The sequence below is a fragment of the Nocardioides caeni genome (assembly GCF_004912195.1).
GTDB classification, from domain to species: domain Bacteria; phylum Actinomycetota; class Actinomycetes; order Propionibacteriales; family Nocardioidaceae; genus Nocardioides; species Nocardioides caeni.
In genome coordinates this window covers 469,476-491,290 of record NZ_STGW01000001.1, presented here as the reverse complement: position 1 = coordinate 491,290, position 21,815 = coordinate 469,476, and the positions used below count along the sequence as shown (strand labels likewise).

At 70.0% G+C, this 21,815-nt stretch carries 24 protein-coding genes; 13 read left to right on the top strand and 11 right to left on the bottom strand.

The genetic code is table 11. The annotated features are described in order from the left end of the window. Nucleotides 1-2 precede the first annotated feature (2 nt). On the bottom strand, nucleotides 3-962 hold the full coding sequence (locus E9934_RS02430) for a cytochrome c oxidase assembly protein (protein WP_238694707.1): 960 nt from the start codon (nucleotides 960-962) through the stop codon (nucleotides 3-5). Between the two features lie 126 nt (nucleotides 963-1,088). Here E9934_RS02430 and ctaE point away from each other — a divergent pair, with 126 nt between their 5' ends. From ctaE to qcrB, 4 genes are read left to right on the top strand one after another with little or no spacing between them, the layout of a single operon-like run. Further along, nucleotides 1,089-1,742: an aa3-type cytochrome oxidase subunit III gene (ctaE, locus tag E9934_RS02425; protein ID WP_136561207.1), complete on the top strand. Its 654-nt coding sequence runs from the start codon at nucleotides 1,089-1,091 to the stop codon at nucleotides 1,740-1,742. 25 nt (nucleotides 1,743-1,767) lie between these two features. Next, entirely contained in the window at nucleotides 1,768-2,643 is an 876-nt protein-coding gene (gene qcrC, locus E9934_RS02420) for a cytochrome bc1 complex diheme cytochrome c subunit (RefSeq protein ID WP_136561206.1), read from the top strand. Continuing rightward, entirely contained in the window at nucleotides 2,640-3,737 is a 1,098-nt protein-coding gene (gene qcrA / locus E9934_RS02415) for a cytochrome bc1 complex Rieske iron-sulfur subunit (protein WP_136561205.1), read from the top strand. Before qcrC ends, qcrA begins: the two co-directional genes overlap by 4 nt. After that, on the top strand, nucleotides 3,727-5,445 hold the full coding sequence (gene qcrB, locus E9934_RS02410) for a cytochrome bc1 complex cytochrome b subunit (RefSeq protein WP_136561204.1): 1,719 nt from the start codon (nucleotides 3,727-3,729) through the stop codon (nucleotides 5,443-5,445). The genes qcrA and qcrB overlap by 11 nt, the downstream gene beginning before the upstream one ends. 94 nt (nucleotides 5,446-5,539) lie before the next feature. Here qcrB and E9934_RS02405 read toward each other — a convergent pair whose 3' ends face one another. The 4 genes from E9934_RS02405 to ctaC all read right to left on the bottom strand — a co-directional run bounded on the left by E9934_RS02405 (nucleotide 5,540) and on the right by ctaC (nucleotide 10,328). Then, complete coding sequence (locus E9934_RS02405; RefSeq protein ID WP_238694706.1) at nucleotides 5,540-6,739, bottom strand: L,D-transpeptidase; 1,200 nt, start codon at nucleotides 6,737-6,739, stop codon at nucleotides 5,540-5,542. A 534-nt stretch (nucleotides 6,740-7,273) separates the two neighbouring features. Then, a complete protein-coding gene (locus E9934_RS02400; protein WP_136561203.1) occupies nucleotides 7,274-7,705 on the bottom strand; it encodes a cytochrome c oxidase subunit 4 in 432 nt (143 codons plus the stop codon). Next, on the bottom strand, nucleotides 7,705-9,450 hold the full coding sequence (gene ctaD / locus E9934_RS02395) for an aa3-type cytochrome oxidase subunit I (protein WP_449289781.1): 1,746 nt from the start codon (nucleotides 9,448-9,450) through the stop codon (nucleotides 7,705-7,707). Before ctaD ends, E9934_RS02400 begins: the two co-directional genes overlap by 1 nt. Continuing rightward, the gene (gene ctaC / locus E9934_RS02390) at nucleotides 9,447-10,328 is read right to left on the bottom strand and encodes an aa3-type cytochrome oxidase subunit II (RefSeq protein WP_238694705.1); all 882 of its coding nucleotides are present in this window, start codon (nucleotides 10,326-10,328) and stop codon (nucleotides 9,447-9,449) included. The genes ctaD and ctaC overlap by 4 nt, the downstream gene beginning before the upstream one ends. A gap of 148 nt (nucleotides 10,329-10,476) precedes the next feature. On the opposite strand from ctaC, the gene E9934_RS02385 reads away from it, so the two are divergent. Together E9934_RS02385 and E9934_RS02380 are read left to right on the top strand one after the other, a co-directional pair. Beyond that, on the top strand, nucleotides 10,477-11,592 hold the full coding sequence (locus E9934_RS02385) for a cysteine desulfurase family protein (protein ID WP_136561202.1): 1,116 nt from the start codon (nucleotides 10,477-10,479) through the stop codon (nucleotides 11,590-11,592). Further along, on the top strand, nucleotides 11,589-11,813 hold the full coding sequence (locus E9934_RS02380; protein ID WP_136561201.1) for a sulfurtransferase TusA family protein: 225 nt from the start codon (nucleotides 11,589-11,591) through the stop codon (nucleotides 11,811-11,813). Before E9934_RS02385 ends, E9934_RS02380 begins: the two co-directional genes overlap by 4 nt. 30 nt (nucleotides 11,814-11,843) lie before the next feature. Here the strand turns inward: E9934_RS02380 and E9934_RS02375 are convergent, their stop codons facing one another. Then, complete coding sequence (locus E9934_RS02375; protein WP_136561493.1) at nucleotides 11,844-12,776, bottom strand: carbohydrate kinase family protein; 933 nt, start codon at nucleotides 12,774-12,776, stop codon at nucleotides 11,844-11,846. 185 nt (nucleotides 12,777-12,961) lie between these two features. Between E9934_RS02375 and E9934_RS02370 the strand changes: the two genes are divergently transcribed. Next, on the top strand, nucleotides 12,962-13,174 hold the full coding sequence (locus E9934_RS02370; protein ID WP_136561200.1) for a hypothetical protein: 213 nt from the start codon (nucleotides 12,962-12,964) through the stop codon (nucleotides 13,172-13,174). 64 nt (nucleotides 13,175-13,238) lie between these two features. Here E9934_RS02370 and erpA read toward each other — a convergent pair whose 3' ends face one another. From erpA to E9934_RS02350, 4 genes are all read right to left on the bottom strand, one after another. Beyond that, nucleotides 13,239-13,655: an iron-sulfur cluster insertion protein ErpA gene (erpA, locus tag E9934_RS02365; RefSeq protein WP_238694704.1), complete on the bottom strand. Its 417-nt coding sequence runs from the start codon at nucleotides 13,653-13,655 to the stop codon at nucleotides 13,239-13,241. 79 nt (nucleotides 13,656-13,734) lie between these two features. Further along, nucleotides 13,735-14,868 (bottom strand): NAD(P)-dependent alcohol dehydrogenase, encoded by a 1,134-nt coding sequence (locus E9934_RS02360; RefSeq protein WP_238694703.1) that lies wholly within the window; start codon nucleotides 14,866-14,868, stop codon nucleotides 13,735-13,737. Further along, entirely contained in the window at nucleotides 14,865-15,335 is a 471-nt protein-coding gene (locus E9934_RS02355; RefSeq protein WP_202977163.1) for a DUF4334 domain-containing protein, read from the bottom strand. Before E9934_RS02355 ends, E9934_RS02360 begins: the two co-directional genes overlap by 4 nt. A 96-nt stretch (nucleotides 15,336-15,431) precedes the next feature. Further along, complete coding sequence (locus E9934_RS02350) at nucleotides 15,432-16,517, bottom strand: glycerate kinase family protein (RefSeq protein WP_136561198.1); 1,086 nt, start codon at nucleotides 16,515-16,517, stop codon at nucleotides 15,432-15,434. Between the two features lie 42 nt (nucleotides 16,518-16,559). Here E9934_RS02350 and nadA point away from each other — a divergent pair, with 42 nt between their 5' ends. The 3 genes from nadA to E9934_RS02335 are packed head-to-tail and all read left to right on the top strand — an operon-like array spanning nucleotide 16,560 to nucleotide 19,091. Continuing rightward, on the top strand, nucleotides 16,560-17,735 hold the full coding sequence (gene nadA / locus E9934_RS02345) for a quinolinate synthase NadA (protein ID WP_136561197.1): 1,176 nt from the start codon (nucleotides 16,560-16,562) through the stop codon (nucleotides 17,733-17,735). A gap of 56 nt (nucleotides 17,736-17,791) precedes the next feature. Next, nucleotides 17,792-18,379, top strand: coding sequence for a DUF3043 domain-containing protein (locus tag E9934_RS02340; RefSeq protein WP_136561196.1), 588 nt, complete (start codon nucleotides 17,792-17,794; stop codon nucleotides 18,377-18,379). A 40-nt stretch (nucleotides 18,380-18,419) separates the two neighbouring features. Continuing rightward, nucleotides 18,420-19,091, top strand: a complete 672-nt coding sequence (locus E9934_RS02335; protein WP_136561195.1) for an EthD domain-containing protein — start codon at nucleotides 18,420-18,422, stop codon at nucleotides 19,089-19,091. Nucleotides 19,092-19,105: 14 nt separating this feature from the next. Here E9934_RS02335 and E9934_RS02330 read toward each other — a convergent pair whose 3' ends face one another. After that, on the bottom strand, nucleotides 19,106-20,116 hold the full coding sequence (locus E9934_RS02330) for an aldo/keto reductase family protein (protein ID WP_136561194.1): 1,011 nt from the start codon (nucleotides 20,114-20,116) through the stop codon (nucleotides 19,106-19,108). Between the two features lie 76 nt (nucleotides 20,117-20,192). On the opposite strand from E9934_RS02330, the gene E9934_RS02325 reads away from it, so the two are divergent. Genes E9934_RS02325 through E9934_RS02315 form a run of 3 tightly spaced genes read left to right on the top strand, consistent with a single transcriptional unit; the run spans nucleotide 20,193 to nucleotide 21,729 of the window. After that, entirely contained in the window at nucleotides 20,193-20,732 is a 540-nt protein-coding gene (locus tag E9934_RS02325; protein ID WP_238694702.1) for a GNAT family N-acetyltransferase, read from the top strand. 14 nt (nucleotides 20,733-20,746) lie between these two features. Next, on the top strand, nucleotides 20,747-21,427 hold the full coding sequence (locus E9934_RS02320; protein ID WP_136561192.1) for an AzlC family ABC transporter permease: 681 nt from the start codon (nucleotides 20,747-20,749) through the stop codon (nucleotides 21,425-21,427). Further along, the gene (locus E9934_RS02315) at nucleotides 21,427-21,729 is read left to right on the top strand and encodes an AzlD domain-containing protein (protein ID WP_136561490.1); all 303 of its coding nucleotides are present in this window, start codon (nucleotides 21,427-21,429) and stop codon (nucleotides 21,727-21,729) included. The genes E9934_RS02320 and E9934_RS02315 overlap by 1 nt, the downstream gene beginning before the upstream one ends. The last annotated feature ends 86 nt before the right edge of the window (nucleotides 21,730-21,815 follow it).

The window sequence follows — 21,815 nt, the reverse complement described above, 5'->3', positions numbered from 1 at the left end:
TGCTACTCGCTGGCGCGCCGCGGTGGCGTCGGGTCCCCTGTGGCGGCCAGTCGTTGCTGGCGCTCGAGCCGGTCGAGGCGCCGGTCCTCGCGCTCGGCCTCCTTCATCGACGATTTCACCCACTGGATGAAGAGCACGACGAAGAACACGACACCCACGAGGTCCCCGGCTCCCCAGAGGATGCCGCCGGCGAGGTTCTGGTCGTCGAAGGGATCGGGCAGCCACGAGCCCATCGGCCCGTCGTGCAGCGACGGGTAGTGGTCGCCGCCGAGGAGCGTCGACTGACCCATGATGGTGACGCCGAGGAAGGCATGGAACGGCAGCGTCATCACCGTCAGCAGCACCCGGAAGGGGTGTGCGACCCGGCCGGGCAGCGGGTCGACGCCGACGATCGGCCAGAAGAAGAGCGCGCCGACCGCCACGAGGTGGACGTGCATCATCTCGTGCACGTAGGTGGAGTCGAGCGAGGCGTCGTACCAGCCGGTGAAGTAGAGCGCCCACGGCGAGAGCACGTAGAGCGCGAAGGCCAGTGGGGGGAATCCGAGCACCTTGGCGAGCCGGGAGTGCAGCAGCACCAGCAGCCACTTGCGGGGCGTCCCGGGCAGTGTCCGCAGCGCCAGGGTGACGGGAGCGCCGAGGGCGAGCGACAGCGGCACGACCATCGACAGCACCATGTGCTGGACCATGTGGGCGCTCAGCAGCACCGTGTCGTAGGCGGCCAGGCCGGACGAGGTCGCGAAGTAGAAGGCGGCCATGCCGACGCCCCAGGCAATGCTCCGGCCGACCGGCCAGCGGTCGCCGCGACGCCTCATCGCGACCACCCCGAGGGCATAGAGGCCGATGCCCCACACCGTGACGATGACCGACATCGGCACGAGGCCCCACTCGCTGAACACGACACCGAGATCGAAGGCCGGCAGGTCGAGGGCCGCGTCCGACGCGGCGACCACGAGCGGACCCACTGCGACCTCCTGAACCGTGCCGGCGAACCTCAGGTGGGCCCGTGATCGGCGTCCACGAGCGTAAGCGGGCGCGCCAACTCGCCATAACGGGGGGTCGAGATGCCGTCGGCGACGGGAACCGCCATAATGGCGCCCGTGGCGATCTCAGCTTCGGCAACCCTCCCAGCCTCACGGCTGCACGGCCAGCACGACCGACCCAGCATGGTCGCGGTCGGCACGATCATCTGGCTGTCCAGCGAGCTCATGTTCTTCGCGGCCCTGTTCGCGTCGTACTTCACGATCCGCTCGGTCTCCCCGGAGATGTGGGCGGACAACACCGAGCTGCTGAACGTGCCGTTCGCCTCGATCAACACCACGATCCTGGTGCTGTCGTCCTTCACCTGCCAGCTGGGCGTGTTCGCCGCCGAGCGGGGCCAGGTGAGCCGCGCCGGCTCGCTCCTGCAGGTCGGCAAGTACGGCCTGCGTGAGTGGTTCATCGTCACCTACGTCATGGGTGCGATCTTCATCGGTGGCCAGGCGCTGGAGTACGCCGAGCTGATCCACCACGGCGTGACGATCCCCAACGACGCCTACGGCACGATGTTCTACCTGACCACCGGCTTCCACGGCATCCACGTGACCGGCGGTCTGATCGCGTTCCTGTTCGTCCTGGGACGCACCTACGTCGCCCGTCGTTTCACCCACGAGCAGGCGGTCAGCGCGATCGTCGTGTCCTACTACTGGCACTTCGTCGACGTCGTGTGGATCGGCCTGTTCGCCACGATCTACCTCGTCAAGTGACCGCACCGGAATCGAAGGACTACACGTGCGACTTCTGAACCGATCCGCCGGTCGCCTCTCGCGGCACCGCCGCGGTCCGATCGCTGGCGTCCTGGTGCTGCTGTGTGGGCTGCTGCTCACCGGCGGCCTCTACGCCGCGCTGGCTCCCGCCCAGGCTGACGACGACGCCGACAACGCAGCCCTCGTCCAGGAGGGCCGAGAGCTCTTCCTGGTGGGCTGCGCGTTCTGCCACGGCCAGAACGGCGAGGGCGTCCTGACCCAGGGCGGCTCGCAGTACGGCCCCGCGCTCACCGACGTGGGAGAGGCCGCGGTCGACTTCCAGGTCGGCACGGGCCGCATGCCGATGGCCCAGCCCGGTTCGCAGGCGCCTCGCAAGGAGGTCGTCTACACCGAGGAGGAGATCGCGGCTCTGGCGGCCTACGTTGGCTCCCTCGGCACCGGTCCGACCATCCCGGACGGCGAACTCTATGACCCGGAGACCGTGCCGGAGGACGAGTGGAACGAGTACGTCGTCCGCGGCGGCCAGATCTTCCTCGCCAACTGCACGGCATGCCACAACTTCGAGGGCTCGGGCGGCGCCATGCCGCGCGGTGGCTACGCGCCGAAGATCCGCGACGTCGACCCCAAGCACATCTACGAGGCCATGCTGACCGGCCCGCAGTCGATGGACACCTTCTCCGACGGCAACATCCCGCCCGACGACAAGAAGGCCGTCATCGCCTACCTCACGACCCTCAACGAGGCGCCGAGCTACAGCGGCTTCACCTTCGGCGGTCTCGGCCCGGTCAGCGAGGGCATCATCGCCTGGCTCGTCGGTCTCGGCGGCCTGGTCGGCTTCGCCGTCTGGATCGCGGCCCACACCACCCGCTCGAGCAAGAAGAAGGACGAGGCGGCAGCGTGAGCGACGCACACAACAACGACGACCACGGCGGGGAGCTCGTGCCCAACGAGCCGATCCCCGACCCCGGTCTGCCTGAGCACACGTGGCGTCCGACCGACGTCGACCCCGCCAAGGAGCGGCGCGCCGAGCTCCAGGTCGTGGCCTTCTTCGGCCTCTCCGCCGTGAGCACGATCCTGTTCGCCGTCGCCTACTTCACCCTCGACATCGGTGACAACTGGCACGTGGTCGGCGGCTTCGGCGCCTCGACGATGGCGCTGGGCGGCACCCTGGGTCTGGCGCTGCTGTTCATCGGCATCGGCATCATCCACTGGGCCCGCAAGCTCATGGGTGACGTGGAGATCTCCGAGCTGCGCCACCCGGCGCGGTCCAGCGACGAGGACCGCGAGGGCACCCTTCAGGCACTGGCTGCCGGCCTCGAGGAGTCCGGCATCGGTCGACGTCCGCTGATCCGCAACTCGCTCATCGGCGCCGTGGGCCTGCTGGGCGTGCCGACCGTCGTCATGCTGCGCGACCTCGGTCCCCTGCCGGTCGACAAGCTCTACCACACGATCTGGGGCGACGGCACCGCCGAGCACCCGATGCGCATCGTCCGCGACGGCATCTGGACGCCGATCCTGGCCTCCGACCTCGAGATCGGTGACCTGGTCAACTGCCAGCCCGACGCGCTGCACAACCCCGAGCGCTACGACATCGACCCGGCGGAGGTGGAGGGCATCGCCCTCCAGGTCCACAAGTCGAAGGCCTCGCTGATCCTGCTGCGGATGTCCCCCGGGGACATCAAGCCCGGCAAGGACGCCAAGGGCGAGAGCCGCGAGAACTGGACCCACGAGGGCATCGTCGCCTACTCGAAGATCTGCACCCACGTCGGTTGCCCGATCTCCCTCAACGAGCGGACCACCCACCACCTGCTCTGCCCGTGTCACCAGTCCACGTTCGACCTGTCGGACTCCGGCAAGGTGGTCTTCGGCCCCGCGGGACGCCCGCTGCCGCAGCTGCCGATCACGGTGGACTCCGAGGGATACCTGGTCGCCCAGAGCGACTTCGACGAGCCGGTCGGCCCGAGCTTCTGGGAGCGTGACTACTATGAGCGTTGATGTGAGCAAGGTGGCTTCCACCAACGGTTCGACCCCGGCCACGCCCCAGGGCCCCAAGGCCGCCGGAGCGATCGCCAACTGGGCTGATGAGCGGCTCGGTCTCGGCACCGCCATGAAGAAGAACCTGCGCAAGGTCTTCCCGGACCACTGGTCCTTCATGCTCGGCGAGATCGCGCTGTGGAGCTTCGTCGTCCTGCTGCTGACGGGCACGTTCCTGACGCTCTGGTTCGACCCGAGCATGACCGAGGTCTACTACAACGGGTCCTACGACCCGCTGCGCGGCGTGCACATGTCGTCGGCGATGGCCTCGACGCTGGACATCTCCTTCGACGTCCGCGGCGGCCTGCTGGTGCGGCAGATGCACCACTGGGCGGCGGCGATCTTCGTCGCGTCGATGATGATCCACCTGATGCGCGTCTACTTCACAGGCGCGTTCCGCAAGCCGCGCGAGCTCAACTGGGTCATCGGCTGCCTGCTGCTGCTGCTCGGGACGATCGAGGGCTTCACCGGCTACTCGCTGCCCGACGACCTGCTCTCCGGCACCGGTGTCCGCGCCGCGGACGGCTTCATGAAGGCCTCCCCCGTGGTCGGCACCTACATGTCGTTCTTCATCTTCGGCGGCGAGTTCCCGGGTGACTCGATCATCCCCCGGTTCTACATGGCGCACATCCTGCTGCTGCCCGCGCTGATCCTGGCGCTGATCGCGGCCCACATGCTGCTGCTCGTCTACCACAAGCACACGCAGTGGCCCGGGCCCGGCCGCACCGAGGAGAACGTCGTCGGCTACCCGATGCTCCCGGTCTACATGGCCAAGGCCGGTGGCTTCTTCTTCATCGTGTTCGGCGTGATCGCCCTGATGGGTGGCCTGTTCTCGATCAACGCGGTCTGGAAGTACGGCCCCTACGACCCGTCCAAGGTCACCGCCGGCTCGCAGCCTGACTGGTACATGGGCTGGCCCGACGGCCTCCTGCGCATCATCCCGGCCTGGGAGACGCACATCTGGGGCATCACCCTGTCCTGGAACGTGATGCTGCCGATCCTGGTCGCGCCGCCGCTGTTCCTGATGATCCTGATCGCGCTCCCCTTCCTGGAGGCGTGGATCACCGGCGACAAGCGGGAGCACCACCTGCTCCAGCGTCCGCGGGACGTTCCGACGCGCACCGCGATCATGGTCGCGCTGATGACCTTCTACGGCCTCTCCTGGGCCGCGGGCGGCAACGACATCATCGCGATCAAGATGCACCTGAGCATCAACCAGATCACGTACTTCATGCGTGCTGCGGTCTTCATCGGACCGGTGATCGCGTTCATCATCGCCCGTCGCTGGTGCATCTCGCTCCAGCGGCACTCGGACGAGAAGCTGCTCCACGGCTTCGAGTCGGGTGTCCTGGTGCGGTCGCCGGAGGGCGCGTACGCCGAGAAGCACCTGCCGCTCCCGGAGAGCCAGGCCTACGCGATCACGGCCCGCGACCGTGACCCGGTGCCGGAGACCGACGAGGAGATCGACGCGATGGGCCTGCCCGCCCGCCAGACCCGGATCCGCAAGATCCGCGCCAAGCTGGCCCGGCTGTTCTTCGCCGACAACGTGCAGAAGCCGACCGCGGCGGAGCTGCACGACGCGCAGCACCATGCCGAGCACGAGCTGCACGAGCTCGACTCGCAGATCGAGGCCGGCCCCAACCGGCACGGTCCGACCGAGGGTCACTGACGCAGAGCGCCGAAGGGCGCCGCTCCCCCACGGGGAGCGGCGCCCTTCGTCTTCTCCGGAACCTAGGTGCTCGACCGAGCCGTGATCGGCGCTGTCAGTCGAGCGCGGAGCCCTCGACGTAGTCGGCCCACGCGATGTTCCAGTCGCCGTAGCCATTGTCGGGCTCCATGGACCGGTCGGTGCCGACGGTCTCGACGACGTCGCCGCGGCGGGTCATGCCATAGAGCCACTCCGCATTGGCGGTGCTCATGCCGGTGCACCCGTGGGAGACGTTGGCCTGTCCTTGTGAGCCGACCGACCAGGGCGCAGCGTGGATGAACTCCCCCGAGCTCGTCAGCCTCATCGCCCACTGGACGTCGTCGATGTCGTAGGCCTCGGCCGATCCCTGCGGGATGCCGACGGTCTCGGAGTTCATCCGGCGGGACTCGAACTTCTCCATGATCACCTTGACCCCGGAGCGGGTGGTGAAGCCCGGCTTGCCCGTCGTGATCGGCAGCGTGCGGAGCAGCTTTCCGTTCTCGAAGACCTTCATCTGGTGGGTCCGGGCGTCGACGCGGTAGACGTGGGCGTCACCGACGGAGAAGTCGATGTCGCGGTCCTCCTGGCCGTAGATGCCGCCGCCGGCGTCGACGCCGTTGATGTCGATGTCGACACTCACCTCGGTGCCGGCCTTCCAGTAGGCCTTGGGGCGCCAGTGGGCCTCGGTGTCGCTGACCCAGCGCCACGAGCCACGCTGGGAAGGCGCCGAGGTCACGGTCATGTTCTTCTCGAAGGTCGCCTTGTCCGTCACCGGGAGGTCGAAGGTGACGACGACCGGCATCCCGACCCCGACGGTCTCGCCGTCGAGCGGGGCCACCGACGGGTAGGTCTGCTCGTCGAGGCTCAGCGCCCGGGTCCGGAAGGTCGTGGTGCTCTCGACGACCGCGCCGTCGGATCCCTCCGCGGTGGCGACGATCCGATAGCGGGCGTCAGGCTCGAGCCGGTCCTGCGCGACCCAGCGTGCCCCGCCCTGCACCAGTCGGCCACTGACGGGACCGGCCTTGGAGCTCACCGTGACCTTCGACAGCGTCCCGTCGGCAGCAGCGACCCGGACGAGCGTGTCCACGGAGATGTCGGTGGCGGCGTCGCGCACGTTGATCGTGATGGTCGCGGGCGTCGACCCCGCGCTCACGGCATCCCCCGCCTCGTCGTCTCCGCCGGGCGCGAAGCCCGTGCCGTCGCAGCCGCTGGCCACCAGACCGAGCACGGCGACAGCAGCGATGGAGCCACTCAGGTGGCGATGGGTGCGCAACACCGATCTAGGGTAACCGTGACACCCTGTCGAACCGACTCGCCGGACCGTGTCGCCGTGGTCACATGGAGCGCCGGCGGCGCCTCTCGGGCCGTCCCCGGGGAGTCGGCGCCTGCGGCGCCTCCCGGACCAACCCTCGGGGGTCGGCGCCTGCGGCGCCTCCCGGATCAACCCCGGACGGCGCAGAGCGGGGACCCCGCCCTCGGCCACCGTGCTGCGAACAGACTCGTCGGTCCAGCCGAGGGCACCCCGATGCGCCGTCCGGGGTTGTCCGTCCGGCGCCGCAGGCGCCGTCGCTCGGGTTCCGCCCACCCGGCGCCCCAGGCGCCGACGGTTGGGTTCGACCGTCCGGCGCCACAGCGCTTGCGCACTCTCGACCTGCAGAGTCGGCTTGCCGCCAGGCCAAGGCAGGACCTACGGAAGACAACCGCGGCGCGGCAGCGCGGCGTCCTGCCGCGAAGCGGCATCGAGCCCCGCCCGCGGGCCCGAAGGGTCCGTGCGGCGGGGCTCGATGGGACGACGCGCTCGCGCCATCAATCAGTGTGCGTAGTCGCCTCGGTAGTACTCGAAGATCCAGCCCGAGACTGCGAGCGCGCCGAGCACGATCCCGATGATGAACAGCCACCACGCGAGGACGGCGAGGGCGAAGACCATCACGCCCAGGGTGAGGGCACACCACAGCGGCCACCAGGAGTACGGCGGGAAGAAGCCGAGCTCACCGGCGCCGTCCGCGATCTCAGCGTCCTGCAGGTCCTCGGGGCGCGCATCCATCCGTCGGGCGTGGAACCCGAGGTAGAGGGTCACCATGGCGCAGAGCAGCGTGGTCATGACCAGCGCGGAGGTGCCGGTCCAGTCGGCGCAGCTCGCCTCGCCGCACTGGTTGTCGGCGTCGGTGATGAACCAGTAGGCCGGGCTGACCAGCACCAGGAAGACGGTGGTCACGCCGAAGATCCAGGTTTCGACCTTCATCAGGCGTCTCCGTCCTTCTTGTCCATCTGCTCCGCGAGGTGCTCGGCGCGGCCGTTGGTGTCCGGGAGGTCACCGACGCTGCCGTCGGCCTCAGCGGGGTTGTCGTACATCTCGATGGCCGCGATCTCCGGGTGGTGGAGGTCGAACGCCGGCGACTCCGAGCGGATCCGCGGGATCGAGTGGAAGTTGTGGCGCGGCGGCGGGCAGCTCGTGGCCCACTCCAGCGACCGACCCCAGCCCCACGGGTCGTCGGTGTTGACGAGCGGGGACTTCCGCGAGACGTAGACGTTGTAGAAGAACGGCAGCATCGACGAGGCCAGGAGGAAGGCACCGATCGTGGAGATCTGGTTCATGCCCTCCCAGTTGTCGCTGGGCAGGTAGTCGGCGTAGCGGCGCGGCATGCCCTCGATGCCCAGCCAGTGCTGGATGAGGAACGTGGTGTGGAAGCCGATGAACAGCAGCCAGAAGTGGATCTTGCCGAGCCGCTCGTCGAGCATCCGACCGGTGAGCTTGGGCCACCAGAAGTAGAAGCCGGCGAACATCGCGAAGACGACCGTGCCGAACACCGTGTAGTGGAAGTGCGCCACCACGAAGTAGGAGTCGGACACGTGGAAGTCCAGCGGCGGGCTGGCCAGGATGATGCCGGTGAGGCCACCGAAGAGGAAGGTCGTCAGGAAGCCGATCGACCAGAGCATGGGTGTGTCCATGCGTACTGATCCGCCCCACATGGTGCCGATCCAGTTGAAGAACTTCACGCCTGTCGGCACGGCGATGAGGAAGGTCATGCCTGAGAAGAACGCCAGGTTGACCGATCCTGTGACGAACATGTGGTGCGCCCAGACGGCGACCGACAGGATCGCGATGCCGAGGGTCGCGCCGACGAGGCCGACGTAGCCGAAGATCGGCTTGCGACTGAAGACCGGCAGGATCTCGGAGATGATGCCGAAGAACGGCAAGGCGATGATGTAGACCTCTGGGTGCCCGAAGAACCAGAACAGGTGTTGCCAGAGGATCGCGCCACCGTGTGAGGTGTCGAAGACGTGGGCGCCGAGTTGTCGGTCGGCCTCGAGCGAGAGCAGCGCGCCGGCGAGGATCGGGAAGGCCACCAGCACGAGGATCGCGGTGATCAGCACCGTCCAGGTGAAGATCGGCATCCGGAACATGGTCATGCCGGGGGCACGCATGCAGATGATGGTGGTGATGAAGTTGACGCCACCGAGGATGGTGCCGAGACCACCCATCCACAGACCCATGATCCACAGGTCACCGCCGACGCCGGGGCTGTTGACCGAGTCGGACAGCGGCGTGTAGGCGAACCAGCCGAAGGACGCGGCGCCCTGCGGGGTGAGGAAGCCCGCGCCGGCGATGAGGCCGCCGAACAGGTAGAGCCAGTAGCTGAACATGTTGAGTCGCGGGAACGCGACGTCGGGCGCGCCGATCTGCAGCGGCATGATCGCATTGCCGAACCCGAAGAACAGTGGCGTCGCGAACAGCAGCAGCATGATCGTGCCGTGCATGGTGAAGAGCTGGTTGTAGAGCTCCTCGTTGACGACCTGGCTGCCCGGGTAGGCGAGCTCGGAGCGGATCAGCAGCGCCATGATGCCGCCGGCGATGAACCAGAAGATGGCCGTACCGAAGTACAGGTTGCCGATCAGCTTGTGGTCCGTGGTCGTCATGACCCGGACGATCTGCTGGCCGAGCGGCTTGCGCTCGGCTCCGTCAGCGGAGCGGGCGACGGTGGTCACTCGTGTCCTCCCTCGTGCTCGTCGTCGTGCTCGCCGGTGGTGATGAGCTCCTCGGCGTACTTGCCGCCCTTGATCGGCTCGTCGGAGGACGTGTCCTCGCTGGCAGCCAGGTCATCGAGGTAGGCCTCGTAGTCGGCCTCGGAGACCACCGCGACGGTGAACAGCATCCGCGAGTGGTAGGCGCCACACAGCTCGTAGCACTTGCCGTCGTAGACGCCGATCTCGGTCGGCGTGACCTGGTAGGAGTTGTTGTTGCCGGGGACGACGTCCATGCGCATCGCGAAGGCCGGGATGCCGAAGTTGTGGATGACGTCGGGGCTGTAGAGCTCGAACTCGATGGTCTTGTCGACCGGGATCACGAGCTGCGGGATGTCGTCACCGGTGCCGGAGACGAAGACGTTCTCGCCGTCGTGGGGGTAGTTGAACGTCCACTGCCACTTCTGGCCGACGACCGTGACGACGACGTCGGGGTCCTCGACGTGCTCGAGCGCGACGTTCTGCACGCGCACGGTCTGCGAGAAGAACGCGATGACCATGATGACCGGGAAGATCGTGTAGAAGATCTCGATCGGGAGGTTGTAGCGCGTCTGCACCGGGACCTCGTCGTCGCTGCGGCGACGGAACCAGATCGGGACACCGATGATCAGCGCCCAGGTGATCACGCCGGTGACCAGCGCGGCGATCCAGGCCCCCTGCCACAGGTGCAGGATGTGCTCACCCTGCACCGTCGTGATCTCGGGCATGCCGAACCGCTCCCACTGGGTGTCGGTGGAGCAGCCCGTCAAGGCGGACGCGAGTACGACGAATCCGGCGAGCGGGATCGCGCGACGAAGACGTCGCTGCGGAAGCCGCGTGCGCTCGGGGTGCCACCAGCCCACGAACGAGCCTTCCTCTCAGGGGTCAGAACACTGCGAACACTAGCGGAGAGCAGCCCCGCTCGGGTTGCGGGGTGGGTCGTTTCGGACCGCGTCGCGCTCGGGCCCGCTCGGCCGGCGGGCGGCGGAGGACCGGGCATAGGGTCGGGACGTGACCAGTGAGCCGGAGGTCTACTTCGACAGCGCCTCCTCGACCCGCCTGCACCCCGCCGCGCGGGACACGCTGCTCGCTGCGCTCGACCGGGGGTACGGCGATCCGCGGCGGCTCCACGGCGCCGGTCGAGATGCGCGACTGCTGCTCGAGAACGCGCGCGCTGTGGTCGCGGAGTGCCTCGACGTCTATCCCGACGAGGTCTCCTTCACCGCCTCCGGGACCGAGGCCGTGCACCGAGGCTTGCTCGGCCTGGCCGAGGCGTCTGGCCGCCGCGGGGTCGTGCACGGGGCGGTGGAGCACTCCTCGGTGCTCCACGCCGCGGCGTGGCGCCCCCACCCGTCCACGTCGAGCATCCCCGTCGATCGGCACGGGCTGGTCGACCTCGAGGCGCTGGCCCGGGCGGCCATGGCCCCCGAGGTCGGCGTGATCGCGCTGCAGGCCGCCAACCAGGAGGTCGGCACGCGGCAGCCCGTCGACGCGGTCGACCGGCCGGCCGGCGTACCGCTGCTGATGGACGCGGCGGCCGCGGTCGGGCACGGCCCGCTCCCCCGGCACTGGGACGTCCTGACGGCCTCCGCCCACAAGTGGGGCGGTCCCGCGGGCGTGGGCGTCCTCGCGGTGCGCCGCGGGACCCGCTGGTCCACCCCGTTCCCGGGCGAGGACACGCCGGAGTCCCCGGGCTTCCCGGACGTCCCGGCGGCGCTGGCCGCCGCGGCGGCCCTGCAGGCCGTTCTCGCGGAGGCCGAGGAACTGGGGCGACGGCAGTTCGCCTGGATCGACGAGATCCGGGCGACGGCGGGGGCGCTGCCCGACGTCGAGGTGGTCGGGCATCCCACCGACCGGCTCCCCCACCTGGCGACCTTCTCGGCGCTCTATGTCGGTGGCGACGAGGTGGTCGCCGAGCTGGCGCGCCGGGGCTTCGCGGTCGCTTCCGGCTCGGCCTGCACCGCCTCCAGCCTCGAGCCGAGCCATGTGCTGGCCGCGATGGGCGCGCTCACCCACGGCAACGTGCGCATCTCCCTCTCGCGCGACACCACCGACGACCACGTGAGGGCACTGTGTGCCGCCCTCGGCGACGTCGTCCTGGGCATCCGGCGGAGGGCGGGACTGTGATCGAGCTCGACTGCCGCGGCCTTCCCTGCCCCCGGCCGATCATCGCGCTGGCGAAGGCCCTGCCCGGCGTGGCTGTCGGGGAACTGCTGGCCGTCGTCGCTGACGACCCGGCCGCGCGCCACGACGTCCCGGCCTGGTGCCGCCTCCGCGGTCAGGAGTACGTCGGCGCGGACACCGCCGACGACGGCGTCCCGCGCCACACGATCCGCCGGCTCAGCTGAGCCGGCGGTTGAGCCTCGAGACCTCCGGGCTCAGCTGACGAACTGTGCGACCTCGTCGGCCGCCTCGTCGCCGTAGGACAGGCGGACGCGGTCGACGAACTGCACGGGGGTGAAGTCGTACTCCTGGGTGCCGACCGTCTCCACGACGTAGGCGGCGAGGACGCAGCCGACCTGGGCGGCTCGCTCCAGCGAGGTTCCCCACGACAGGGCCGCGAGGAAGCCACCGCGGAAGGCGTCGCCGACGCCGGTCGGCTCGACGGCCGCGACGTCCTTGGCGGCGGGGATCTCGAAGGAGGTGCCGTCGGTGGTCGTGACCCGGACGCCGTCCTTGCCGAGGGTGGTGACCTGGATGTCGACGCGCTCGAGGACCTCGGCGGCGCTCCAGCCGGTCTTCTTCTCGATGACGTGCGACTCGTACTCGTTGGAGAAGAGGATGGCCGCGCCGTCGATGAGGTCGCGGATCAGGTCACCTTCGGCGAAGGCGAGCTGCTGGGAGCAGTCGGCGATGAACGGGTAGCCCCGCTGGCGGCACTCGTCGGTGTGACGCTTCATGGCGTCGGGGTCGTCGGCGCCGACCAGGACGTAGGTGGGGGCGCCCACTCGCTCCACGATCGGGGCGAGCTCGATCATGCTCGCCTCGCTCATCGCGCCGGGGTAGAAGGAGGCGAACTGCGCCATGGTCGAGTCGGTGGTGCAGACGAAACGGGCGGTGTGCTTGCTGTCGGAGATGTGCACCGAGTCGCAGTCGACGCCGTGGCGCTCGAGCCAGGAGCGGTAGTCGACGAAGTCCTCGCCGGCCGCGCCGACCAGCACGGGCCGGAGCCCGAGCTTGGCGAGACCGAAGCACATGTTGGGGGCGACGCCGCCACGGCGGATCTCGAGGTCGTTGACGAGGAAGGAGACCGAGAGCTTGTCGAGCTGCTCGACGACGAGCGAGTCGGCGAACTTCCCGCCGAAGGTCATCAGGTGGTCGGTGGCGATCGAACCGGCGATCAGCAGGGAGCCCGTGGGTGCAGTCACGGGGCGCAACCCTACGACACCGTCCGCGGCCGCGACGGCGACCTGACACGAAACGTTCACACGAACGTTGCGGCGCTACCTACGGGTAGGCCTGTGCCTACCCGTAGGTAGCACCTAGCGTCGGCGACATGACCCCGTACGAAGAGTTCGCCGCCCCCAGCGACCTGCGTGCCGACTGCGAGGCGGTCAGCCGCCGTCTCGAGCTGGCCGCCGTCAAGGCCACCCGTCCGGCCCCGAGCATCCACTACGACGAGTTCCCCCGCGACCAGGCCAAGCGTGGCATCGAGATCTCCGAGGCGGCCCAGCGGCTGGCCAACGCGCTCCACCTGCACCTGGATTGACGCACAGCAACGCGAAAACCCCCGCCGGACACGCTCCGGGCGGGGGTTTTCGCGTTGCTGTGCGTCAGTTGAAGCTGTCTCCGCAGGCGCAGGACCCCGTCGCGTTGGGGTTGTCGATCGTGAAGCCCTGCTTCTCGATGGTGTCGACGAAGTCGATGACCGCGCCGTTGAGGTAGGGGACGCTCATCCGGTCGACGACCACGGACACGCCGTCGAAGTCGGTGACGACGTCGCCGTCGAGCGTGCGCTCGTCGAAGAAGAGCTGATAGCGCAGACCCGAGCAGCCACCGGGCTGCACCGAGATGCGCAGGGACAGGTCCTCGCGACCCTCCTGCTCGAGCAGGCTCTTGACCTTCGTGGCCGCCACCGGGCTCAGGTTGATCTGGTCCTCGCGGCGGTCGAGGTCCACCGGCTCCGCGACGGTCGTGGTCGCGCCGGGGGCCTCGTGGCTGTGGCCGCCTCCGCAGCAGCTGTCGCTCATGCTCACTCCAGGTGTGTCAGTCAGGGTCGATCAGGGTCGATTCCGTTGTTCGACAGTCTCAATCCTCGCACAGGAGTGGTTATTCCCCCCACACGAGGACGGGCTTGACGACCGCTCCCGACTTCGAGTCGGCGACGGCGTCCGCGATCCGCTCGAACGGGTAGGTCGTCACAAGGTGATCGACGTCGAACCTGCCCGCCTCGCGCAGTGCGATGAGCTGCGGGATGGTGACGAGCGGGTCCGCCTCACCCTCGATGGACGAGCGCACGATCTTGCCGGACTGGAGCAGGTCGATGGCGTCGATCGTGTATTCCGGTGCCCCCAGTCCGAGCGCCACCAGCATGCCCCGGGGCCGCAACGCCTTCTGCGCCTGCAGCACCACCGCCGGGATGGCCGTGGTGTCGATGGCGTACGTCGCGCCGCCGTCGGTCGCGGCCCTGACCCGGTCCTCGACCGGCTCGGCCCCGGCTTCCGTGGGGTCGAGCGCCACGGCCCCGTAGGCCTCGGCGACCGTGCGGCGCTCGGCGAGCGGGTCGACGGCGATCACGGTCTCGACGCCGAGCCCGCGGGCGACGGCGACGGCGGCCAGACCGACCGCGCCGGCGCCGAAGACGACGATGCTCTCCCCCGGCTTGGGGTCGAGGACGTTGAGCACCGTGCCGGCGCCGGTCTGGAAGCCGCAGGCGAAGGGCGCCAGCCGGGCCAGGTCGAGCGACTTGTCGACCACGACGCAGTTGTCGGCGTACGCCAGGGCGTAGCGGGCCAGGCTGGACTGGCCGAAGAAGTTGCCGAAGACCGTCTGGTCGGCGCCGTCGACCTGGCGCTTCATCGTGGTGCTGCCGTCGGCGCGCATGCCCATGTAGTTGAGCAGCAGGGACTGCTCGCAGTAACCGACGTGGCCCTCCTGGCAGGGTCCGCAGGAGCGGCAGGAGCGGAAGCTGAGCACGACGTGGTCGCCGACCGCGATGCCCTCGACCTCGGCTCCGACGCGCTCCACGACACCGGTGCCCTCGTGGCCGACGACGGTGGGCATCATCTCGGCCGGCAGCATCGTGGGGACCGTCAGGTCGGTGTGGCACAGGCCGGTCGCGACGATGCGGACCAGGACCTCGTCGGCACGCGGCTCCTCGAGCTCGACATCGGCGAAGACGAAGCCCCCTCCGGGCACCTCGACGAGGGCGACGGTGTTGACGATCGGGTTGGGGGTGTTCACTGGTTGCGCTCCAGCCAGAAGTAGTAGAGCTCCGCGATGCCGAAGGCGCTGGCGAGCTTGCCGTTCATGATCCCCATGACGGTGTCGTCGTCGACCTTCTTGAAGTGGTCGAAGACCGGCATCTTGTCGTAGACCATCGTGGCCGTGACCTCGCCGCGGAAGCCCACCGGCCACAGAGAGGCACCGCCGCCGCCGGCGGCCGCCTCGTTGGCGTAGAGCTGGCCGTCCTCCCCGCGGCAGACGATCGGCTGGACGTCGAGCGCGCCGTCGAAGCGCTTGCCGACCCAGTTGACCTTGTCGAGGATGGTGCTGGCCACGTGGCCGGTCGCGAAGTCGCCGCCGGACCAGGCCCCGAGCATCTCGTCGACCTCGACGACGGCGAGGTCCGTCCAGAGCTGGTCGAGCTCGGCGGGGTCGGCCTGCTCGGCGGTTCGGAGTGCCTCGAAGCGTGCTCTGATGTCGGTCACGGCGGTCAATCTAGAACATGTTCGACGATTCAGCACACGGGTGTGCGCAGATCGGGACGGTCCCGGAGCCCCGCCACGGCCCGGTCACCGACCTCGTCACTGCGACCAGGTGCGGGCCACGCGGGCCGCGAGGTCGCCGAGCGCACCCGCCGGGTCCGCGAAGGCGCGCTCCTCCCCGACCGCCTCCACCAGCGAGTACGCCGCATCCATCCCGAGCGCCCGCATCTCGCGTGAGCCGACGAGGACCTGACCGGCGAGCGCGATGCACGGTCGCAGCGCGGCGGAGGCGATGCCGGCCACCCCGGCGGGGACCTTGCCCGCACGGCTGCTGAAGTCGAAGGCACCCTCGCCGGTGATGACCAGGTCGACGCTGGCCGCGCGCTCGGCCAGTCCGACCGCGTCGGCGACCAGCTCGATGCCCGGCGTCCGCGCGCCGCCGAGCAGGAACAGGGCGAACCCCAGCCCGCCGGCCGCGCCCGCGCCCGGCTCCAGAGCCAGGCGCCGGTCGGTGACGGCGGCCCACTCGTCCAGCACGCGGTCGATCAGCTGCTGGCGGTCCTCGTCGAGGCCCTTCTGGGCGCCGAAGGTGCGCGCCGCCCCGAACAGTCCGGTCAACGGGTTGTCGACGTCGGTCGCCGCGACCAGCTCGACACCCGCCACGAGCTCGCGGGGCACGGAGAGATCCACCTCCCCCACGCCGTCGAGGGCGGCCCCGCCCGCGTCGAGAGGTACGTCGGCCGTGGCACCGAGCGCGGAGAGCATCCCGGAGCCGCCGTCGATCGTCCCGGAGCCGCCGAGACCGACGACCACCCGGCGCGCCCCGGCGCGGACCGCCTCGTCCAGTAGGGTGCCGACACCGGCCGTCGTCCCGAGGTCGCCGTGGGCGCCCCCCGTGTGGTGCACGCCGCAGGCCTGCGCGCTCTCGACGTACGCCGTGTCGTCGACCATCAGCAGGGTCGCCGGGACGACGTGGCCGCCGGGCGCCGACACCGTGACCGCGAGCAGCTCGCCGCCCAGCGACGCCTGCAGGACGTCGATGAAGCCGGGGCCACCGTCCGACATCGGTGCGAGCAGCAGCTCGTCGTGCGGTGCGTGGCGTCGCCAACCCTCCGCGATGGCCTCGGCGGCCTCGACGGCGGTGAGCGTGCCCGCGAACTTGTCCGGGGCGACGAGGATGCGCATGCGCCCATCATGGTGGACCCACCTCGCAACTAGGATGGGGCCATGACGACCGTGGATCTCCCGCTGCTGCCCCTGGGCCGCGGCACCGACCCGCTCTCCGAGCGGGGCGTCGAGTGCCCGGGCGACCTCCCGGCGCCCTCCGACCCTGACCTCGTGGCCCGCGCGCAGGCCGCGAAGGAGAAGCTCGGCGACAAGCTCTTCGTGCTCGGACACCACTACCAGCGCGACGAGGTCATCCAGTTCGCCGACGTGACCGGCGACTCCTTCAAGCTCGCCCGCGACGCGGCGGCCCGTCCGGACGCTGAATACATCGTCTTCTGCGGCGTCCACTTCATGGCCGAGTCGGCCGACATCCTCACCGGCCCGGAGCAGAAGGTCGTGCTGCCGGACCTCGCTGCCGGCTGCTCGATGGCCGACATGGCGCGCCTGGCGCAGGTGGAGAAGGCCTGGGACGCGCTGGCCGCGGCCGGGGTGCAGGACCAGGTGGTCCCGGTGACCTACATGAACTCGAGCGCCGCGATCAAGGCGTTCTGCGGCCGCAACGGTGGCGTGGTCTGCACCTCGTCCAATGCCGAGGTCGCGCTCGAGTGGGCGTTCGCGCAGAAGGGGCCTGACACCAAGGTGCTCTTCCTGCCTGACCAGCACCTGGGGCGCAACACGGCGGTCCTGGAGCTGGGGCACTCGCTCGACCAGTGCGTCGTGTGGAACCCGTTCAAGGCCGACGGGGGTCTGACCGCCGAGGAGCTGGCCGACGCCCGCATGATCCTGTGGAAGGGCCACTGCTCGGTCCACGGCCGGTTCTCGCCCGACGTGATCGACGAGCTCCGCGCCAAGGTCCCGGACCTCAACGTCCTGGTGCACCCCGAGTGCCAGCACGAGGTGGTACTCAAGGCCGACCTCGTGGGATCGACCGAGTTCATCATCAAGACGATCGAGGCCGCTCCCGCCGGCTCCTCCTGGGCGATCGGCACCGAGCTCAACCTCGTGCAGCGGCTGGCCAACGCCCACCCGGACAAGAACATCATGTTCCTCGACCGCAACGTCTGCTACTGCTCGACGATGAACCGGATCGACCTGCCGCACCTCGTGTGGGCGCTCGAGAACCTCGTCGAGGGGCGGGTCGTCAACCAGATCGAGGTCGACCCGCAGACCGAGGCGGAGGCGCTGGTCGCGCTCGAGCGGATGCTCGCCCTGCCCGGCAAGTCGCACAAGGACTGACCCGTCGTCGCGGTCGCCCCGAGGTGACCGCACCCCGCAGCAACGAGAGGCACCGCGTGTTCAAGCGCTCCAAGGAACCCGTCGTCGAGGAGAAGCCCAACCTCACCAAGCCCGGCGGCAAGGGCCGTCCGACGCCGACCCGCAGGGAGGCCGAGGCCGCGGCGAAGGCACGGGCGAAGGGTCCCGCGGACCGCAAGTCCGCCAACCGCCAGACCCGGGAGTACCGCGCCGAGGAGAGCCGCAAGATCCGGCAGGGGATGAAGAACGGCGACGAGCGCTACTTCCTGCCGCGTGACCAGGGCCCCGTGCGCCGCTTCATCCGTGACTACGTCGACACCCGGTTCTCCATCGTGGAGATGGTCATCCCGCTGATGATCATCGGCCTGATCCTCGGCTACACCGGCAGCTCCGCGCTGGTCCAGGCCAGCAGCATCGTGCTGCTCGCGACCGTCCTGTTCGTCATCACGGACATGTTCTGGCTGCGCTTCAAGATCCGCCGCGAGCTCAAGCGTCGCTTCCCCGACGCCTCGCTCAAGGGCACCACCTACTACGCCCTGACCCGCGCGATGCAGATGAAGTTCATGCGCATGCCGAAGGCGCGCGTCAAGATCGGTCAGGAGCTCCCGGGCGACTACGACCGGTGACCCGGTCGTCGAGGCACGCCGGCCAGTAGTGTTCGGCCGCGTGAAGCTCATCGCTGCCCTCCGCAGCCCAGCCTCCGGCTCGGCCCTGCTCTCCGCCGACTTCCGGACCGCCCTCGCCGCGACGGGCGCCCGCCGGCTCCAGGTCAACGTCGACGACACCGACGTCGCCCCGGCGATGCGGTTCGGGCCCGGCGCGCCGATCACGGCCGTGGTCTCCGTCTGGGGCGATGACGCGGCCGCAGCCCTGTCCGTCGTACGACGGCAGGACGCGGGCGCCGACGCCTGGCTCGTCGAGGAGCGACTCCCCCTCCCACCGCCGCCGGTCGCGGACGGCGCGCGCACCGACGCGCTGGCCAATGTCGCCTTCCTGCGTCGTCCCGCGACGATGTCGCCGGACGAGTGGCGCGCGGACTGGCTGGATCGCCACACCCAGGTCGCCATCGACACCCAGGGCACGTTCGGCTACGTCCAGAACCCGGTCGTCCATTGCCTCACCACCGGCGGATCCGACGTCGCCGGCATCGTCGAGGAGCTCTTCATGATGGCCGCGATGTCGGACCACCACGCGTTCTACGGCAGCAACGGCGACGAGGAGGAGTTCCAGCGCCGCTTCACCGCACTGATGGACAGCTGCGCCCGGTTCGGGGCGAGCGAGGGGCTCGATCTCGTCCCGAGCAGTCGCTACTGCTTCGACCTGACGGGCACCGCCTGAATCCAAGCTGAGCGTCAGGACAGGACCTCCGAGCGGCGCGGCGACTGGGTCCTCGCCGGGTCGGAGACGACGACGCCGTCCAGGACCCGGTCGATCGCCGCGAGGATCTCGGCGTCCAGCCGCACGCCGGCAGCCTTCACGTTCTCGGTCACCTGCTCGGGACGGCTGGCGCCGATGATCGCGGCGGAGACGTTGTCGTTCTGCAGGACCCAGGCCACGGCGAGCTGCGCGAGCGACAGGTCGACCGACTCGGCGATCGGCCGCAGCTGCTGCACCCGCTCGAGGACGTCGTCCTTCAGCCAGCGTCCGACGTTGTCGGCGCCGCCCTTGTCGTCGGTGGCCCGGGAGCCGGCCGGCGGCGGCTGCCCGGGCAGGTACTTGCCCGTCAGCACGCCCTGGGCGATCGGCGACCAGACGACCTGACCGATGCCGAGCTCCTTCGAGGTGGGCACGACCTCCTCCTCGATGACCCGCCAGAGCATCGAGTACTGGGGCTGGTTGGACACCAGCGGCACCCGCAGCTCGCGGGCGAGCTCGGCCGCGGCGCGGATCTCCTCCGCACGCCACTCCGAGACCCCGATGTAGAGCGCCTTCCCGGCGCGGACGACGTCGGCGAAGGCGACCATCGTCTCCTCGAGCGGCGTCTCGTGGTCATAGCGGTGCGCCTGGTAGAGGTCGACGTAATCGGTGCCGAGGCGCCGCAGGGAGCCGTCGATCGACTCCATGATGTGCTTGCGCGAGAGGCCGTGGTCGTTGTGCTTGCCCGGGCCCGTGGGCCAGAAGACCTTCGTGAAGATCTCCAGGCCTTCGCGCCGCTCCCCCGCCAGCGCCTTGCCGAGCACCGACTCGGCCGCGGTGTTGGCATAGACGTCCGCGGTGTCGAAGGTGGTGATGCCCTCCTCGAGCGCCTGGTGGACGCACCCGAGCGCCGCATCCTCCTCGACCTGCGAGCCGTGGGTGAGCCAGTTGCCGTAGGCGATGGCCGAGATGCGAAGGCCACTCGCGCCGAGGTTGCGGATCTCCATGCGGTCGACCCTAGCGAGGTCGTGGCAACCGGCGCCGGTGCCCGACATCGGCGTCACCGGTGGGAGGATCGGTGACGTGGTCACCGCCGATGTCTCCGTCCGGGTCGCGTGGCCGGCCGATGCTGCCGGGATCGCCGCCGTGCAGGTCCGCCGCTGGCAGGAGCAGTACGACGCCAGCGCCACCGCGTTCCTCGACGGCGCCGGCGTCGGGGTGGACGACCTGGCGGCCGCGTGGGCCGCGTCGCTCGCCCGGCCTCCGGAGGCCCGCTTCCGGGCCCTCGTGGCTCTGGCCCGCGTCGAGGTGACCGGCTTCGCGCTGACCGGTCCGTGCAGCGACGCCGACGCCGACCCGGCCACCGACGGCGAGCTGTCCGAGTTCACCGTCGACCCGGGGCACCGGCGCGCCGGGCACGGATCGCGTCTCCTCCAGGCGTGCGCCGACACCCTGACCGCCGACGGCTTCACCCGGGCGACCTGCTGGATCGCGACGACCGACGACGTCCTGCGCGCCTTCCTCACCGACTCCGGCTGGGCCGCCGACGGGGCCAGCCGCGAGCTGGCGGACGCCACCGGCGCGGGCGTGAAGCAGGTCCGGCTGCACACCGCGCTGGCCTGAGGTCGGCCGGGACGATGAGCGACACGTCTCGACGCGCCGTCGTCCGCGACAGCCTCGGTGTCGCGATCGCCACGGGGACCTACGGGCTGAGCTTCGGCGCGGTCGGTGTCTCGTCGGGCCTCGACGTGGCGCAGACCTGCGTGCTGTCGCTGCTGATGTTCACCGGCGCCTCCCAATTCGCGCTCGCCGGTGTCGTCGGTGCCGGCGGCACTCCGGTCGCGGGCGCGCTCGCCGCGTTGCTGCTCGGCACCCGCAACACGCTCTACGGACTCCGGCTCGCGCCGCTGCTCGGCTACCGCGGTTGGCGGCGGGCGGTGGCCGCTCACGTCCTCATCGACGAGTCGACCGCGATGGCGGTGGCCCGGCCCGACCGTGACCTGGCCCGAGCCGGCTTCTGGACGACCGGCGTGACGATCTTCGTGCTCTGGAACCTCACCACCCTCCTCGGCGCGGTCGCGGGTGAGCAGCTCGGCGACCCCCGCGACCTGGGGCTCGACGCCGCCGTGGGCGCCGCGTTCCTGGCGCTGCTCTGGCCGCGGCTGACCACGGCCACGTCGCGGCTCGTGGCGCTCCTGGCCGCGGCGGTGGCCGCGGGCGCCGTACCGCTCACGCCGGCGGGGGTGCCCGTCCTGGTCGCAGCCGGCGTGGCGCTGCTCGTCGGCGTACTCCTGCCGCGGCGGGAGGTCGCGTCGTGATGTGGTGGGCCGTCCTGGCCGCCGGACTCGGCTGCTACCTGCTCAAGCTCGCCGGACTGTCCGTCCCTGCGCGCGTGCTCGCCCACCCTGTCGTCGCCCGGGTGGCTGACTTGATCCCGGTCGCCCTGCTCGCCGCGCTGGTCGCGGTGCAGGTGCTGGCCGCCCCGGACGGTGGCGCCCTTGCTCTCGACGCCCGCCTGGCCGCCCTGGCCCTGGCCGCCTTGCTGCTCCTGCTCCGGGCGCCGTTCCTGGTCGTCGTCTTCGGCTCGGCTGCCTTCGCCGCCCTCCTCCGCCTCCTCTGACCCGGACATGCGCTGTCAGCGCGCCCGCCATCGACTGTCGTGTTGCCGCCGGGCCAAGGCTGGACCTTGGTCAGACAACGGCGGCC

Bases quoted from the DNA above. Each gene is read 5' to 3' on its own strand.
- E9934_RS02375 (WP_136561493.1), bottom strand. From the start codon at position 12,776: ATGACCTTCGGCGGGAAGTTCGCCGACTCGCTCGTCGTCGAGCAGCTC.
- E9934_RS02350 (WP_136561198.1), bottom strand. From the start codon at position 16,517: ATGCGCATCCTCGTCGCCCCGGACAAGTTCGCGGGCACGCTCACCGCC.
- E9934_RS02400 (WP_136561203.1), bottom strand. From the start codon at position 7,705: ATGAAGGTCGAAACCTGGATCTTCGGCGTGACCACCGTCTTCCTGGTG.
- E9934_RS02315 (WP_136561490.1), top strand. From the start codon at position 21,427: ATGTGGTGGGCCGTCCTGGCCGCCGGACTCGGCTGCTACCTGCTCAAG.
- ctaE (WP_136561207.1), top strand. From the start codon at position 1,089: ATGGCGCCCGTGGCGATCTCAGCTTCGGCAACCCTCCCAGCCTCACGG.
- erpA (WP_238694704.1), bottom strand. From the start codon at position 13,655: ATGAGCGACAGCTGCTGCGGAGGCGGCCACAGCCACGAGGCCCCCGGC.
- nadA (WP_136561197.1), top strand. From the start codon at position 16,560: ATGACGACCGTGGATCTCCCGCTGCTGCCCCTGGGCCGCGGCACCGAC.
- qcrB (WP_136561204.1), top strand. From the start codon at position 3,727: ATGAGCGTTGATGTGAGCAAGGTGGCTTCCACCAACGGTTCGACCCCG.
- E9934_RS02320 (WP_136561192.1), top strand. From the start codon at position 20,747: ATGAGCGACACGTCTCGACGCGCCGTCGTCCGCGACAGCCTCGGTGTC.
- E9934_RS02370 (WP_136561200.1), top strand. From the start codon at position 12,962: ATGACCCCGTACGAAGAGTTCGCCGCCCCCAGCGACCTGCGTGCCGAC.
- E9934_RS02330 (WP_136561194.1), bottom strand. From the start codon at position 20,116: ATGGAGATCCGCAACCTCGGCGCGAGTGGCCTTCGCATCTCGGCCATC.